The 14,915-nt window shown below is 36.0% G+C and carries 10 protein-coding genes; 3 read left to right on the top strand and 7 right to left on the bottom strand.

Translation table 11 applies throughout. From position 1 onward, the window contains the following. Positions 1-8: 8 nt before the first annotated feature. Positions 9-2,582 (bottom strand): DNA gyrase subunit A, encoded by a 2,574-nt coding sequence (gene gyrA, locus O0955_RS07040; protein WP_269426834.1) that lies wholly within the window; start codon positions 2,580-2,582, stop codon positions 9-11. Positions 2,583-2,774: 192 nt separating this feature from the next. On the opposite strand from gyrA, the gene O0955_RS07035 reads away from it, so the two are divergent. Continuing rightward, positions 2,775-3,986, top strand: a complete 1,212-nt coding sequence (locus O0955_RS07035) for a TCR/Tet family MFS transporter (RefSeq protein WP_269426833.1) — start codon at positions 2,775-2,777, stop codon at positions 3,984-3,986. On the opposite strand, the gene O0955_RS07030 is transcribed toward O0955_RS07035, so the two are convergent. Beyond that, positions 3,961-4,749 carry a hypothetical protein gene (locus O0955_RS07030; protein WP_269426832.1) on the bottom strand — a complete coding sequence of 263 codons (789 nt, stop codon included), beginning with the start codon at positions 4,747-4,749 and terminating at the stop codon, positions 3,961-3,963. The genes O0955_RS07035 and O0955_RS07030 overlap by 26 nt on opposite strands. A 38-nt stretch (positions 4,750-4,787) precedes the next feature. Continuing rightward, on the bottom strand, positions 4,788-6,140 hold the full coding sequence (locus tag O0955_RS07025) for a PhoH family protein (protein ID WP_269426831.1): 1,353 nt from the start codon (positions 6,138-6,140) through the stop codon (positions 4,788-4,790). 784 nt (positions 6,141-6,924) lie between these two features. On the opposite strand from O0955_RS07025, the gene O0955_RS07020 reads away from it, so the two are divergent. Further along, positions 6,925-9,084 (top strand): FUSC family protein, encoded by a 2,160-nt coding sequence (locus tag O0955_RS07020; protein WP_269426830.1) that lies wholly within the window; start codon positions 6,925-6,927, stop codon positions 9,082-9,084. On the opposite strand, the gene O0955_RS07015 is transcribed toward O0955_RS07020, so the two are convergent. The 3 genes from O0955_RS07015 to O0955_RS07005 are packed head-to-tail and all read right to left on the bottom strand — an operon-like array spanning position 9,081 to position 12,937. Then, positions 9,081-9,521, bottom strand: a complete 441-nt coding sequence (locus O0955_RS07015; RefSeq protein ID WP_269426829.1) for a hypothetical protein — start codon at positions 9,519-9,521, stop codon at positions 9,081-9,083. The genes O0955_RS07020 and O0955_RS07015 overlap by 4 nt on opposite strands. Before the next feature lie 3 nt (positions 9,522-9,524). After that, positions 9,525-10,523: a PorP/SprF family type IX secretion system membrane protein gene (locus tag O0955_RS07010; RefSeq protein WP_269426828.1), complete on the bottom strand. Its 999-nt coding sequence runs from the start codon at positions 10,521-10,523 to the stop codon at positions 9,525-9,527. Next, positions 10,523-12,937, bottom strand: a complete 2,415-nt coding sequence (locus tag O0955_RS07005; protein WP_269426827.1) for a T9SS type B sorting domain-containing protein — start codon at positions 12,935-12,937, stop codon at positions 10,523-10,525. Before O0955_RS07005 ends, O0955_RS07010 begins: the two co-directional genes overlap by 1 nt. Before the next feature lie 435 nt (positions 12,938-13,372). On the opposite strand from O0955_RS07005, the gene O0955_RS07000 reads away from it, so the two are divergent. Beyond that, positions 13,373-13,783, top strand: coding sequence for an organic hydroperoxide resistance protein (locus O0955_RS07000; protein WP_269426826.1), 411 nt, complete (start codon positions 13,373-13,375; stop codon positions 13,781-13,783). A 62-nt stretch (positions 13,784-13,845) separates the two neighbouring features. Here the strand turns inward: O0955_RS07000 and bioB are convergent, their stop codons facing one another. Beyond that, entirely contained in the window at positions 13,846-14,850 is a 1,005-nt protein-coding gene (gene bioB, locus O0955_RS06995; RefSeq protein WP_269426825.1) for a biotin synthase BioB, read from the bottom strand. Between the last annotated feature and the right edge of the window lie 65 nt (positions 14,851-14,915).

Below are 14,915 nucleotides of genomic sequence, written 5' to 3'. Positions count from 1 at the left end.
AAATTGATTTAGTTTTCGTTTTCTTCAGTTGAATCAGAATCTGCAGGATCTTCTTTAGTTTCTTCCCCTTCTGCTGTTTCTCCATCTATTACTACACCTTCTGCATCGATTGTTTCTTCTTCCTCTTCCTCATGGTCTATCTTAGTCACCGATGCAATTTCGTCATCACCTTTAAAAGTAATTAACCTAACGCCCTGTGTTGCACGTCCCATTACTCTTAAATCTGCTACTGCAATTCTAATTACAATACCCGAACGGTTAATAATCATTAAATCTTCACTGTCAGTAACGTCTTTTATGGAAACTAATTGCCCTGTTTTTTCAGTAACGTTAATGGTTTTTACCCCTTTACCGCCGCGGTTAGTTACCCGATAATCATCAATGTCCGTCCGTTTTCCATAACCTTTTTCTGATACTACTAACACCGTAACCTCCGGATTGTTTATGGCAATCATACCAACCACTTCATCTTTTTCATGTCCAAGCGTAACACCACGTACACCAGTAGCAGTTCTACCCATCGGACGAACGGTTTTTTCGTTGAAACGAATGGCTCTTCCTGAACGTAAAGCCATTACAATTTCACTTTCTCCGTTAGTTAAGCAAGCTTCAAGTAACTGATCGCCATCGTTAATGTTAATGGCATTGATACCGTTAACACGCGGACGTGAATAGGCCTCAAGAGAAGTTTTCTTAATGGTACCTTTTTTGGTACACATAATGATAAAGTTATTCTCTAAATATTCCTGATCCTTAAGGTTTTTAACTTTAATATAGGCCTTAATTTTCTCTTCTTTAGGAATGTTGATGATGTTTTGAATCGCTCTTCCTTTACTGGTTCTTGAACCTTCAGGAATTTCGTAAACCCTTAACCAGAAACATCTTCCGGCCTCGGTAAAGAACAACATATAATTGTGGTTGGTGGCAACAAGCATGTGTTCAATAAAATCTTCATTTCTTGAAGTACTGCCTTTTGATCCTTTTCCGCCTCTACCCTGTGCTCTGAATTCAGTTGCAGCGGTACGTTTTACATAACCTTCGTGAGAAATGGTGATTACAACTTCTTCATCATCGATGAAGTCTTCCATGCTCATATCTTCAGCCGAGTGAACGATGGTTGTTCTTCGCTCATCACCAAATTTCTGCTTAATCTCTTCTAACTCATCTTTAATGATCTGCATACGCAAACCTTCATCATCAAGGATAGATTTTAAGTATTCGATGGTTTTCATTAATTCGGCATACTCTTCTTTAATCTTATCACGCTCTAGTCCTGTTAAACGACGAAGCGTCATATCTAAGATAGCACGGGCCTGAATATCGCTCAGTCCGAATTTCTCCATCAAGCCAACACGGGCTTCTTCAGGTGTTTCGGATGCACGGATTAATTTAATTACCTCATCTAAATGATCTAAAGCAATTAAATAACCTTCTAAAATATGTGCACGTTTTTCCGCTTCAGCTAATTCATACTTCGTACGACGAACAATTACATCATGTCTGTGATCCACAAAATGTACGATTAAATCTTTTAGATTTAACATTTGCGGACGACCTTTTACCAATGCAATATTATTTACACTGAAAGAGGTTTGTAATGCGGTGTACTTATATAAGTTGTTTAAAACGATAGATGCATTTGCATCACGCTTAATTTCGTAAACAATACGGATACCATCTTTATTCGATTCATCTTTAATGTTTGAAATGCCTTCCAATTTTTTCTCTCCAACCAATTCAGCTGTACGCTCAATCATTTGGGCTTTATTAACCTGATAAGGAATTTCAGTAACAATAATCACTTCACGGTCTTTGGCGTTTTCAATTTCAGCCTTAGCACGCATTACAATACGGCCACGACCGGTTTCAAAAGCTTCTTTAACACCAGTATAACCATAAATGATACCACCTGTAGGAAAATCGGGCGCTTTTACAAACTTCATCAGTTCCTCAATGGTAATGTCGCGGTTATCAATATAGTTTACCACTCCATCAATAACCTCAGTTAAGTTATGCGGTGCCATATTGGTGGCCATACCTACAGCAATACCTGACGATCCGTTAACCAAAAGGTTAGGGATTTTTGCAGGTAAAACCGTTGGCTCCTGTAAAGTATCATCAAAGTTTAGCTGAAAATCTACCGTATCCTTATTGATATCGGCAAGCATTTCTTCTGCAATTTTAGAGAAACGTGCCTCCGTATAACGCATTGCAGCCGGAGAGTCACCATCAATGTGACCAAAGTTTCCCTGTCCATCTACCATCGGGTAACGTAAACTCCAATCCTGAGCCATACGAACCATGGTAAAATATACGGATGCATCACCGTGAGGGTGATACTTACCTAAAACCTCACCCACAATACGGGCAGATTTTTTATGTGGTTTATTGCTGGTTACGCCAAGATCAAGCATTCCGTATAAAACACGGCGATGAACCGGTTTTAATCCATCACGCACGTCAGGCAAGGCTCTTGATACAATTACCGACATTGAATAATCAATGTAGGCAGATTTCATCTGCTCCTCTATGTTAATTTGGATGATTTTGTCGTTTTGTTGATTTTCTAAATCTTCTGCCATAAATTATTTTATCGTTATCAAAAACGAAGTTTAAAAAGGTATTATTATAACCTTGCGAATTTAGCAAAATTATGCCGAAATAAGGCATTGTTGAAAAGTTTTAGGGTAAAAAAGGACTTACAAAACCATAAAAAAATAACCTGACGGGAAAATAATTTTTATAATACTTTTGTATTCTAATCCGATTATCAAATGGCTGAACAAAAGAAGTCTGCAATGGCATTTATTATGGTAACTCTGCTGATAGATTTTACCGGTTTTGGAATAATTATCCCTGTTTTGCCAAAATTAATTCAGGATTTTACCGGTGGAACCTTAAGTGTTGCAGCCGATTACGGCGGTTATCTGATGGTGGCTTTTGCTTTAGCCCAATTTATTTTTTCGCCTATTATGGGTGGTTTAAGTGACCAGTATGGCCGCAGACCGATTCTTCTTTTCTCTTTATTTGGCTTAGGCATTGATTATATTTTCTTATCCTTTGCTCCTTCTATATTCTGGCTTTTTATCGGGCGGATTATTGCTGGTATAACCGGCGCAAGTTTTACCACAGCAATGGCCTACATAGCCGATATTTCTGAACCAGAAAAAAAAGCACAAAATTTTGGAATGGTTGGGGCAGCATTTGGTATAGGTTTTATATTAGGGCCAATTATAGGTGGTCTTTTCAGTACTTATGGCTTGCGGGTACCTTTTATGATCTCGGCAGGATTAGCCCTTATTAACTGGCTATACGGATATTTCATTTTACCGGAATCTCTTTCACAGGATAAAAGAAGAAAATTTTCATGGGCACGGGCCAACCCTGTTGGGGCTTTTTTAAATGCGGCTAAATATCCGGCAATATTAGGTTTATTGGCTACCCTGCTCCTTTTGTATATTGCCAGTCACTCGGTACAATCAAACTGGTCTTATTATGTAATTGAAAAATTTAAGTGGGATTCAAAAATGATTGGTTATTCCCTGGGCGTTGTTGGCATTGTAATAGCCATTGTTCAGGGTGGATTAATCCGGATTATTATTCCTAAAATCGGCAACAGAAAAGCCATTTATTATGGTTTAATGTTGTATATCGTTGGTTTTGTGTGTTTTGCATTTGCAACAACCGGATGGATGATGATGCTCTTTATTTTACCTTATTGTTTTGCCGGAATTGGCGGTCCTGCCATGCAGAGCATTATTTCTAATCAGGTACCGGAAAATGCACAGGGCGAAATTCAGGGCATTACAACAAGTTTGCAAAGTTTGGCAGCCATTATTGGTCCATTTTTAGCCAGCCATATTTTTGTTTATTTTATTGAAAAAGGCACCCCCTTATATTTTCCGGGCGCTCCGTTTATATTAAGTGCAATTTTAACTTTAATAGGTTTATTTATTGCAATTAGGGCACTACGGAAGTATCATTAATCAATCTGGTATCTAATACTTTATACTCGTTATAAGCCATAATGATGTTGTAAACCAATAAAGCTATACCTTCTAAGTTTACAATATTTTTTATTTCCAGGTTTAGTACCAGCGAAATAATAAAAATTAATAATATTATTCCACCTGCAATAAAAAACGATAGCTTAAATGAACGATAAAGCATCGATAGCCTAAACAAAGTAGCCTTTTTAAAATATATGGGGTTATTAATCAATTGGATAAGATTGCTCAGTATAAAGAATACAATTAAAAAAACGATTACGCCTGACAGTATTCCTTTGTTAAAATCGGGAATAACTAAATAGCCGCTATTGATAAAGTAGGCAACAATTAATACACATGCTAAACCTTTAACAAGCTGCCAGTTACGTCCTTTTAAAAACCAATTCATCCATTTAAAATCCTGCTCTTTTGATTTTTCCAGTAGCTTTTCACTGATTCCTGCAGAAAGCGGTGCAAATGGGTTTATCATGCTAATAATTAAAATCAGAAATGTGCTTACAAATTGGAAAATTCCATCTGTAACTAGAATATGGATTCTTTCTTCGTTGAGTACCCCTGGAGTAAAGCAAGAAATTAGAAGTAAAACTGTGATTAGCAAATGAAAAACCAATGGAAAATAACTTTGTATAGGCTTATTGCCCATATTTGGGTTTTCTATAACGGCTAATTTATCTGCGCCTTTATCAAGATATTTATTGGCTAATCGAATTAAAACAAAAAGAATAAGTAAAGAGAACATTTAATTTTTTGTGAGATTTAACGTTAATAAAATTATTTTTAAAGCAGTTCATTGGCCAAATTAGCCAGTTCGCTGCGTTCACCTTTCTGCAAGGTAATATGTGCGTACAAAGGGTGGTTTTTTGCATTTTCAATCAGGTAAGATAAACCATTACTTTCCGAATCCAGATAAGGAGTGTCTATCTGATAAATATCTCCGGTAAAAACAATTTTGGTATGCTCCCCGGCTCTCGAAATAATCGTTTTTACCTCATGCGGGGTTAGGTTCTGTGCTTCATCTACTATAAAAAATATTTTAGTCAGGGTTCTGCCCCTTATAAATGCCAGCGGAGCAATGGCTATTTTTTCTGTATTGATAAGTTCATCAATTTTGGCCGACATTTTATCGTCCCCAACAAATTGTTCTTTTATAAACCGGAGGTTATCCCATATCGGGGCCATAAAAGGATCCGTTTTCGACTTTGCATCTCCCGGTAAAAAACCAATGTCCTTATTACTTAACGAAACAATCGGCCGGGTTACATAAATTTGTCTGAAATTTTTTCGTTGCTCCAAAGCACTGGCCACCGCCAAAAGCGTTTTACCTGTTCCGGCATTTCCCTGTATGCTCACCAGTTTAATTTCAGGATCTAAAAGTGCATGAATTGCAAAAGCCTGTTCGATATTTTTGGGCTTAATTTTGAATATCGGATCTGTTGAAACAGCTGATATTGTTTTTTGCCCATAATTGTAAAATACATTGGCTGTTTTTCTTTTGTTCTTTAAAGTATAAAAACGATTGGCATCGGGGGCAGGAAAATCGAAGTCATTAGCATCAATAATGCTGTTTTTCTTAATTTCTTCTATAATCTGTTCCGAAAAATTGTTAAGTTCAGTTTTACCACTATTCAGGGCTTCAACATTTTTAATTTTCCCGGTTTCATAGTCTTCTGCATATAAATTAAGCGCTTTGGCTTTTAAACGTAAACAGATGTCTTTTGATACCAGCACAACCTTTTTACCAGGATTTTCTTCTTTAAGGCAAAGCGCTGCATTTAAAATTTTATGGTCGAATTTTCCTTTTCCAAAAACTTCTTCTGCATCTACTTTCAATGGCATTTCGTTTAATACCACTTTAAACATGCCGGCATTGGCTCCTTTCAAAGCTACCCAGTTGCTAATTAATTGTTCTTTGGAGGTTTGATCTATTAAACGGATGAAACTTCTGGCCTCAAAATTCCGGGTATCGTTTCCGCTTTTAAAATTATCCAGTTCTTCTAAAACCTGGATTGGAATAGCCACATCATGCTCATGAAAATTATTTATTGCATCGTGATCGTATAAAATAACGGATGTATCTAAAACGAAAATCTTTTTTACTGGATTGGGAGTTAATTTACCTTTCTTGGCCATTTGGTAAATTTAGCACTTATCAAGATTATTTTAAGTGCATGACTCAATATTATTTACCAAATATTGGTTGTTTACTGAAAATTTACATTACCGAAAACATTGATAATCACGAAAAATACGGGCAAAATAAAAACGGGGTTCCTCTTCTTTCGATTTAGTTCCCCGTTTTAACCTTAAAAATAACCATAGTCATTTCTAAAGCATCTAATCTTTGTTACTTTGATTTTTCCGTTTTCACTAGGTTTTTGCAAACTTTTGTGCTTCGTGAAAATTTATTTCCAACTGCTTCCTTCCGTAAAATTCTGCAATTTTCAATAATTTCTGCTGGGTTTAATTTTCGGATGTTAAATCTTGCGATCAACTTCTATATTCTTACTTGGTTTAACCCTTTCAGAAGCTAATTGTTTCCCCTTTTGTTATCCGAAATACTTCCCCTTTCGGTTCTTTATCTCTTTTGGATAGCTTAATCAGAATTCAAAGTACTTCGTATTTGATATTATCTAATTTAGGGTTTAAAGGCTTCGCTGTCAAGAAAAATCGTTTATTACTTATAAACAAAGTTATTAACCTTAAAATCAGTTTATTAACATGTATTTAATGGGTTTTAAGCATAAAAAAGGCAATAATCAAGTTTATCAACATAAAGCGATATGTATCTTATTAACAACAACTTAAAATTATTGAGCAATTATTTTATTCATTTTCTGCGTAAAATATCGAAACATCTAAAAAACTTAAACAAAATTGGCAGCAAAAGCCTGGGTAATATGTTATTTTTGTACCCATGCAGATCAGGCAGCCCATAAGAAACATCCAGGATTTTTTGTTAAGTACATATTTTGCAGATGGCTTACGAATTACCATTGGTGTACTTTTGCCTTCATTGATCCTTGCGCAATTTGGAATGCTTAAATATGGTATGACCTTATCTTTAGGCGCACTTTGTGTAAGCGTTGTAGATACCCCCGGCCCTATGGTACACCGCCGTAATGCCATGCTGGTTACCACAGTACTTATTTTTGTATTCTCTATACTTACAGGCTTAACCAATAAAAACCACTATTTCATTGGCTTTTTACTGGCTGTATCCAGTTTTGTACTCTCCATGTTTTACATTTATGGGGTAAGGGCTGCAGCCGTTGGAACCGCTACTTTATTAATTATTGTTTTAAGCATTGATGATATACGTCCATGGCAGGATGTTTTAATGCATGCCCTGATGGTTTTGGCCGGAAGTTTATGGTACACGGGCTTGAGTTATTTTGTTTACCGCATACGCCCCTATCGCCTGGTTCAGCAATCATTAAGCGATTCAATTTTAGAGGTTGCAGAGTTTTTGAGGGAAAAGGCCAAATTTTATCACCAGAACAATAATTACGATAAAACCTATGCAGATTTACTTCAATTACAGGTTTCTGTACACGAAAAGCAAGATGCCGTAAGGGAATTGCTTTTTAAAACCCGTGAAATTATTCGTGATTCCACTCCTGAAGGTCGCTTTTTGTTATTGGTTTTTGTTGATATGGTAGATTTGTTTGAGCAGGTGATGTCTACTTATTATAATTATCAGCAATTGCATGATCAGTTTGATAAATCAGGAATTTTATCTGACTATGAAATGACGATTAAACGCATTTCCTATGCGCTTGATGATATTGCCTTTGCATTAAAAAGTGGCGGCAAACCTACGGTATCCAAACGCCTTTTAATTGAAATTGAGCGTTTAAAGGTTAAAATAAATGAGCTCGAACGCAATAATACAAATCAGGAATATAGCACCATTGGTATAATTGCCCTTAAAAATATTGAAGTTAATATTGAAAATATCCTTTCCAGGGTGAAAACCATTTTTAGCTATTTTAAAATCAGAAATAGTAAAGATATTCGTCAGGCAGAAGTAGATACCGAAAAGTTTATAACCCGGCAAAAATTTGATTTTAAGCTTTTTACAGAGAATTTAACTTATAGTTCGTCTACTTTCAGGCATTCGTTAAGGGTAACCGTGGTGATGCTTTTGGGTTTTGTGGTTTCACAGCTTTTAAATTTCTCTCATAGTTATTGGATTTTGTTAACCATCCTTGTGATTTCCAAACCCGGTTTTAGTTTAACCAAACAACGCAATTATCAGCGTTTAATCGGAACAACAGTTGGGGCATTTATTGGAATGGGTGTGCTGACGTTTATTGATGACAAACATGTACTTTTTGGCATTTTATTGATTTGCATGATTGGCTGTTATAGTTTTCAAAGAAAAAACTATGTAGTGAGTGTGCTTTTTATGACGCCATACATCTTAATTCTGTTTGATTTTTTAGGTATGGGTTCTCTTGCACTGGCCCGCGAAAGAATTTATGATACTTTTATAGGTTCAGGCATTGCTTTATTGGCTAGTTATTCGCTTTTCCCGACCTGGGAGCGTGAAAAACTAAAAGAGGCCATGACGGATATATTAAAGGCAAACAAAGCCTATTTTGAGCAGATAAGCTTTTTATATTTTGAGAAAAACTATAACCGTACCGAATATAAGCTGGCCAGAAAAGAGGTCTATGTAAGCACAGCCAATCTGGCTTCGCTATTTCAGAGAATGTTCTCGGAGCCTAAAAGTAAACAGCTTTTTATTAAGGATGTGCATCAGTTTACGGCGCTAAGTCATTTGTTATCGTCATATATTGCCACTTTATCGCTTTACAATAAGGAGCACGATTTTATCTTTGAAAATTTTGATTCCTTAAAACCGATGTACAACAATACCATTTATCTGCTGGATGCTTCTATCGAAAACCTGATTCAAGGGAAAAGTACCATCGAAAATGTTCCGTTAATCAGGCTTAATGATAATGGTATATTAATAAAAAGTGGTGAAGATTTAGTTCCTGAACAATTCGATCTGATTCAAAAAGTTGCCTACGATATTTATAAATTATCCGTAAAAATTAAGATTTAATTTTTGACTACCAACTCTTTAATTGAGCAGGTTGTGAAAGGTAAGGTCAAAGAAGAACCGTCATCCAGCTTAAAAATAATCTGGGCATTACATTCCATTTTTTTATCTGTTAAAGACTTTAAATCAAAAACAATAGGGTAAAATCTTTGCTCAGGATTATCAGAATTTACTTTTTCTTCTCTGAGTTTAAATTTTAGCTTAACCTCCACCTCTCCTGCTTTAATTAAAATTTTATCAACCTTTTTAAAGTTTGCACTCGATATAAAATTAAGCATCAACTGATTGTTGTTTAGGTCTTTCGCATCTTTAAACAATTCGAAAGCATAATAATTTTTACCCTCACGGTGAAACTGATAATCAATACTTTGTTTGAGCTGTTGGCCATAAGTTATTTTGCCGAAAGCAAGAAATACGAGAATAAATAAGGATGTTTTCATAATTTAAAATTTAGGGCAGGCAAGTTTATAGCCTTTAGAGTTATTGTGCGTATAAATCAGAGAAATTTCATAGGTACGCGGGGTATTATTCAACATTTTATTTGCTGCAACAGTATAATTTAAACCTGCAGTAATGTTACCAACAGAAAGACCCAGATATGGATAAACGGCAGACTGATTAAATTTATACCACAAGCCGGCATTAACTTTAATTTTTGTTTCTTCATTCGGTCTAAAGCCAACCACACCACCTACAATGGTTTCGCGGTTAGCCCGTTGGGCCAGACTAATGCCACTAAAATTTAAATCCACCAGCTCATTGGCTTTGTAAAGCATACTTAAATGAATGGTTCTGCGGTAGGGAACAATATCTTCATTCCCGTTTAACATATTTTCCCTGGGTTTTGAAATGTGATAAAATGAATAGCCCAGCGCTAAACTTAAGCGGTTAAAGGTTGCTGAGAAATTTCCGCCCAGATTGAGATCAAAATAAGATGTTCTATCGTTTTTTAAGTCGAGATGATTAGGTAAAGACATATCAAAATGGCCGTCTTCGTCATATTGCGAAGCAAAAGTAAGTTTGTTGTAATCCAGATATTTTGAAACATAGGATATTTGTGGGGCCAGGCCAAACTTAAATCTGTGTTCAATATCTAAATATTGATAATAGGAAAAACTGGCGCTGATGTATTGCGATTTTAAGGCTTTATTAAAAGATTCGTCAAATAAGCCACTTAAACCAATACTAAACACACTATTGGTAAAGTTCTCATCCTGTATTAATTTTAAATCTCCGGATACACTGTAAGTGTTATAAGGATCTCCCAAATTGCCCCACTGTTGCCTTGTATTAACAGCAAACCGGTAATCGCCATCAAAAAAGCCTGTATAAGCCGGATTCAGGGTTAGTGGTGAAGCGAAATATTGAGAAAATTTTGGGTCTTGTGCCGAACAACATACCGTAATTAAGCACAATAATAAACTAAATAGCGTTTTGTACATTACAATATTAATATGGTTTTACCTTGAGATTGAAATTTTCCACCGAAAGAATCTATTCCTTCTGCAACCCACGAAAAGGTTTCCAAAGGTTGCATCTTGCTTCTAAAGCGACCATCCCAACCTGCATCTAAATCATTTGTCTGATAAACTAAAATGCCCCACTTATTGAAAACCTTAAAGCTGGTTAATTTGGTAATGCTCACTAAAAATGGATATAAGCGATTATTAGTTGCTTTTTGCGGGGTAAAAGCAGTTGGTACAATTATTTTTGGTGTTGGCAGTATTTTTAATTCGATTGAAGAAGAAACAGAACAACCCTTATCATTTTCTAAACGAATATAATATTGCCCGGCCTTATTTATTTTAGCAGGGTTTGATAATGGATTAAGCAGAGCTGCATCCTGAAAATAACTAACCTTTGCATAACCTTTACTTCCCTGAATAATGCTGGCAGAGGTTAAATCAATAAACTCACTATCAAAAATGGCTGCAGGCTGATTTAAAACAATAATTGGCAACGGATTTATAACAACATTTATTTTATCAGAAATAAAACAGCCGCTGGAATTGGTTATTTTAGTATAATATGTACCGGTTTTATCTATTTGTTTTGGATTGTTAATTTTATTGGTCAGTGCGGCATCATAAAAATAAGTATAGGTTACATTAGCACTGCTTCCACTATATAAAACCGAATTGGTAATATCTACCTTTTCAGGGTAGCAAACCGCTGCCGGATCATTTATGGTTAACAATGGCAATTCATTAATTGTGACATTAATTTTATCGCTAACGACACAACCTTTGGCATTTTCAGCCTTAACATAATATATACCGGTTTTATCTATGTTTTTAGGATCTGCAATGGGCTGGCTTAAATTATTATCGGCAAAAAAACTGTATTTAAAGTCTGCATCACTTCCATTAAAATTAGCCGGTTTGGTAATATCAACTTTAGATGGAAAACAAACCGCTGCAGGATTAGTTATTTTTAATAAGGGCTTAGCACTAATTTGTACAGTAACCGGAACCACCGCATCACAACCCGTATTGTTGTTAAGCTTAATGTAATAGATTCCTGATTTATTTACATGAGCAGGGTCTGCAAGTGGTTTCAACATAGCGGCATCCGTAAAAAACGATTTGGTTATTCCTGTCAAATCACCTGTTAGTAAGCTGTTTCCTGTAATATCAACCGTTTCTGTATAACAAACGGGATCTGGATTCTTTGCCGTAATCGCGGCCAGATTATTAACCTTTAAATCTATAATTGCAACACTTTCACACCCTTTGTAATTGGTTGCCAGTAAATAGTATGTTTTATCTTCAGTTATTTTGGCTAAACCTTTAATTTCTTTTGTCAGGTCTTTATCTTCATACACCAGATAGGTAAAATCCGGGGTTTTGTTCAGAATATAATCGGTTGAGGTTAAATCAATTTCGGTATCCTTACAAACAATTCTTTTTTGTACTACCTCAATTTGATAGTTAACGCTTTTTACTGTTGCAAAAACGGTACTGGGACACCCAAAACCATCAAAGGGAATCAGATCCAGCAAAATTTTTGAACCTTCTGGCGGTGTTGGTTTAATTACAGCCGATTGAGATGATGCATATTTTACAGTCCGGTCTTCATTATACCAGTTGTAAGTTTTAAAACCACTTGGTCCCGACACGGTAAGCTGATCTGCACTTTTACAATAAGTATTGCCTACAATAATATCACCGCAAAGATTATTTACATCTACATAAGCATATCCGAAGTGACCACTTAAAGTACAATCAGCACTGATAAATTCAACAATAAGTTTTTTGCCCTGGTAACCGGATAAATTTATGGTTACCGGAGTCCATTCCTTATAAATAACCAGATTACTCATATCAGATCTTTTGAATCCCGGTAATGAAGACGTGGCGATATATTCAAAAGATGCGCATGGAATGTATTCGTTCTTTTCAACATCTTTTACCCGTGCGATAAACCGGGGTTGCTCTGCAGGTTTATGTGCAGGATCTTCTAAAACAACTGCGTATTGATAGGTTAAGGTAAAATCGGGACGGTCACTTGGAACATTAATTAAAAAGGAAATGCCCTCTGATTGAGATCCTGCACCGTCATCTCCCAGTTTTACCGAAAAATTTCCGCCACCACTTGGAATTAAAGGAAAGTGACCATAAGGATCTGTTGCAGTTTTATTGCTAATGATGGTATGCCGGCCAATTATTGGTGCAGCAACTTCATTCGAATACACAAAATTTTTATTGTCGGTATTTGATGTCGTACCCGTATACAACTTCCAGTTTTGAAAATTTCCATTTTCAAATCCAATGTTTTCAGGGCAAGCCTGGGCGTACAGTTTAGCTGTTATAGTCATGCAGACCATAAAAAGCATCAAAAAATATCTATTTATCATTTAGGGACGATTAAACAGTTGATGTAAAAATATCAATTTAGTATACCTGTCAAACTCGAATACCCGTTAAACGACCCTTTTTTACACGAACCCGGATTTTAATTTGGTCGTTTTTAACTCATTCATTTTATTCATGCTGTGAATAAAATTAAAATCGGCCTTTAAACTATTATAAAGCAATTATTTAATCAAACTTTCCATTTTATTGAGGTGAAAAACTTCAAAAAAATAAACCGGGAAGAATTTTGTGTTTTTTACATGAACAGGAATATTACATACTCCAAAAAGGGGTATTTTATCTTGTTTTAGCAACCCTAACCAAAGGATATCAGATAAGATAAAGTAGGTTTAAAACGCAACAGGCTAATTTTACAACAAAATTTAAAACAATCGCTTGGTTTCAACTGTTGAATTGTGTTCTTAGTAAGATATTTTATGGAAAAGTTATATACAGCTGAAGTAACAGCAATTGGTGGCCGTGATGGTCACATTAAATCTAGTGATGGTTTGATTGAATTTGATTTAAGAAAACCAAAAGAATTGGGTGGACAAGGTGGTGCAACCAACCCCGAACAATTATTTGCCGCGGCCTGGGGCCCTTGCTATTTAGGTGCACTGGGTTCAGTTGCAGAGCATGAAGGTATTGATGTAAGTGAGGCTACCGTGAATGTTTTAGTTTCATTTAATAAAGATGGAAACTCATTTGTATTGTCTGCAGATTTGGATGTGCATATTCCGGGGGTTTCTCACGAAGAAGCACAAAAACTTGCTGATAAGGCACACAGAGCTTGTCCTTATTCTAAAGCAACCAGAGGTAATATTGAAGTTCGCGTAACAGCAATTTAAAAATCACCAGTCATAAAAAAAGCGATCAAACGATCGCTTTTTTTATTAATTTATATTTTTCTTTAAAGTGCTGTGGCTTCAACCTTATTAGTGTTGGCCGGTCTGCCATTTTTAAAAGCCTCCCTGGTTTTTAAACCAAGCAATTCAAACATAGCCATATCATCAACAAAAGCCGGATTTGGTGTAGTCAATAATTTATCACCGGCAAAAATAGAACTTGCACCAGCCATAAAGCAAAAGGCCTGTTCTAAAGTGCTCATTTCATTTCTTCCTGCTGATAAACGAACAACAGAGTTTGGCATTACAATACGTGCCGTAGCAATCATTCTAACCATATCCCAGATTGGAACACGCGGCTGATTTTCTAGAGGAGTTCCTTTTACAGGTACCAAAGCATTTACTGGTACTGATTCAGGGTGCTTAGGCATGTTAGACAGGGTTTGTAACATCGAAACCCGATCTTCAACCGTTTCGCCCAATCCAATAATACCACCACTGCAAACTGTTAATTTCGCTTTGCGTACATTTTTAATCGTATTTAAACGATCGTCGTAAGTTCTGGTGGAGATAATTCGTTTGTAATCATCTTCAGAAGTATCAATATTGTGGTTATAAGCGTATAAACCCGCATCGGCTAAACGTTGTGCCTGGTTTTCGGTAAGCATACCCAAGGTACAGCAAACTTCCATATCCATATCGTTAACCGCTTTAACCATTTCAATAACACGATCAAAATCACGGTTATCTCTAACTTCTCTCCAGGCTGCTCCCATACATAAACGGGAAGCTCCGCCCTCTTTAGCTTTTACAGCCGCACTAACCACCTGGCTAACCTGCATTAATGGCTGAACTTCCAAATCTGTATGGTAACGTGCAGCTTGCGGACAATAAGAACAATCTTCAGCGCAACCGCCAGTTTTAATGGAAATTAATGAACTTACCTGAACTTCATTATAATCTTTGTTCGCTCTATGTATACTTGCAGCTTCGTAAACCAAATCCAAAAATGGTTTATTGTAAATAGCTGCTATTTCTTGTTTGCTCCAGTCGTGTCTTGTTGGTTGCATAGTTTGATCAGGATTTTGTTGATTTAAGGATTTGTAAGATTGTATTGATCATAACAATCCATCAA

The sequence above is a fragment of the Pedobacter punctiformis genome, from assembly GCF_027213715.1.
GTDB lineage: Bacteria > Bacteroidota > Bacteroidia > Sphingobacteriales > Sphingobacteriaceae > Pedobacter > Pedobacter punctiformis.
The sequence above is the reverse complement of the archived record's forward strand: the minus strand, read 5'-3'. Positions and strand labels throughout refer to the sequence as shown.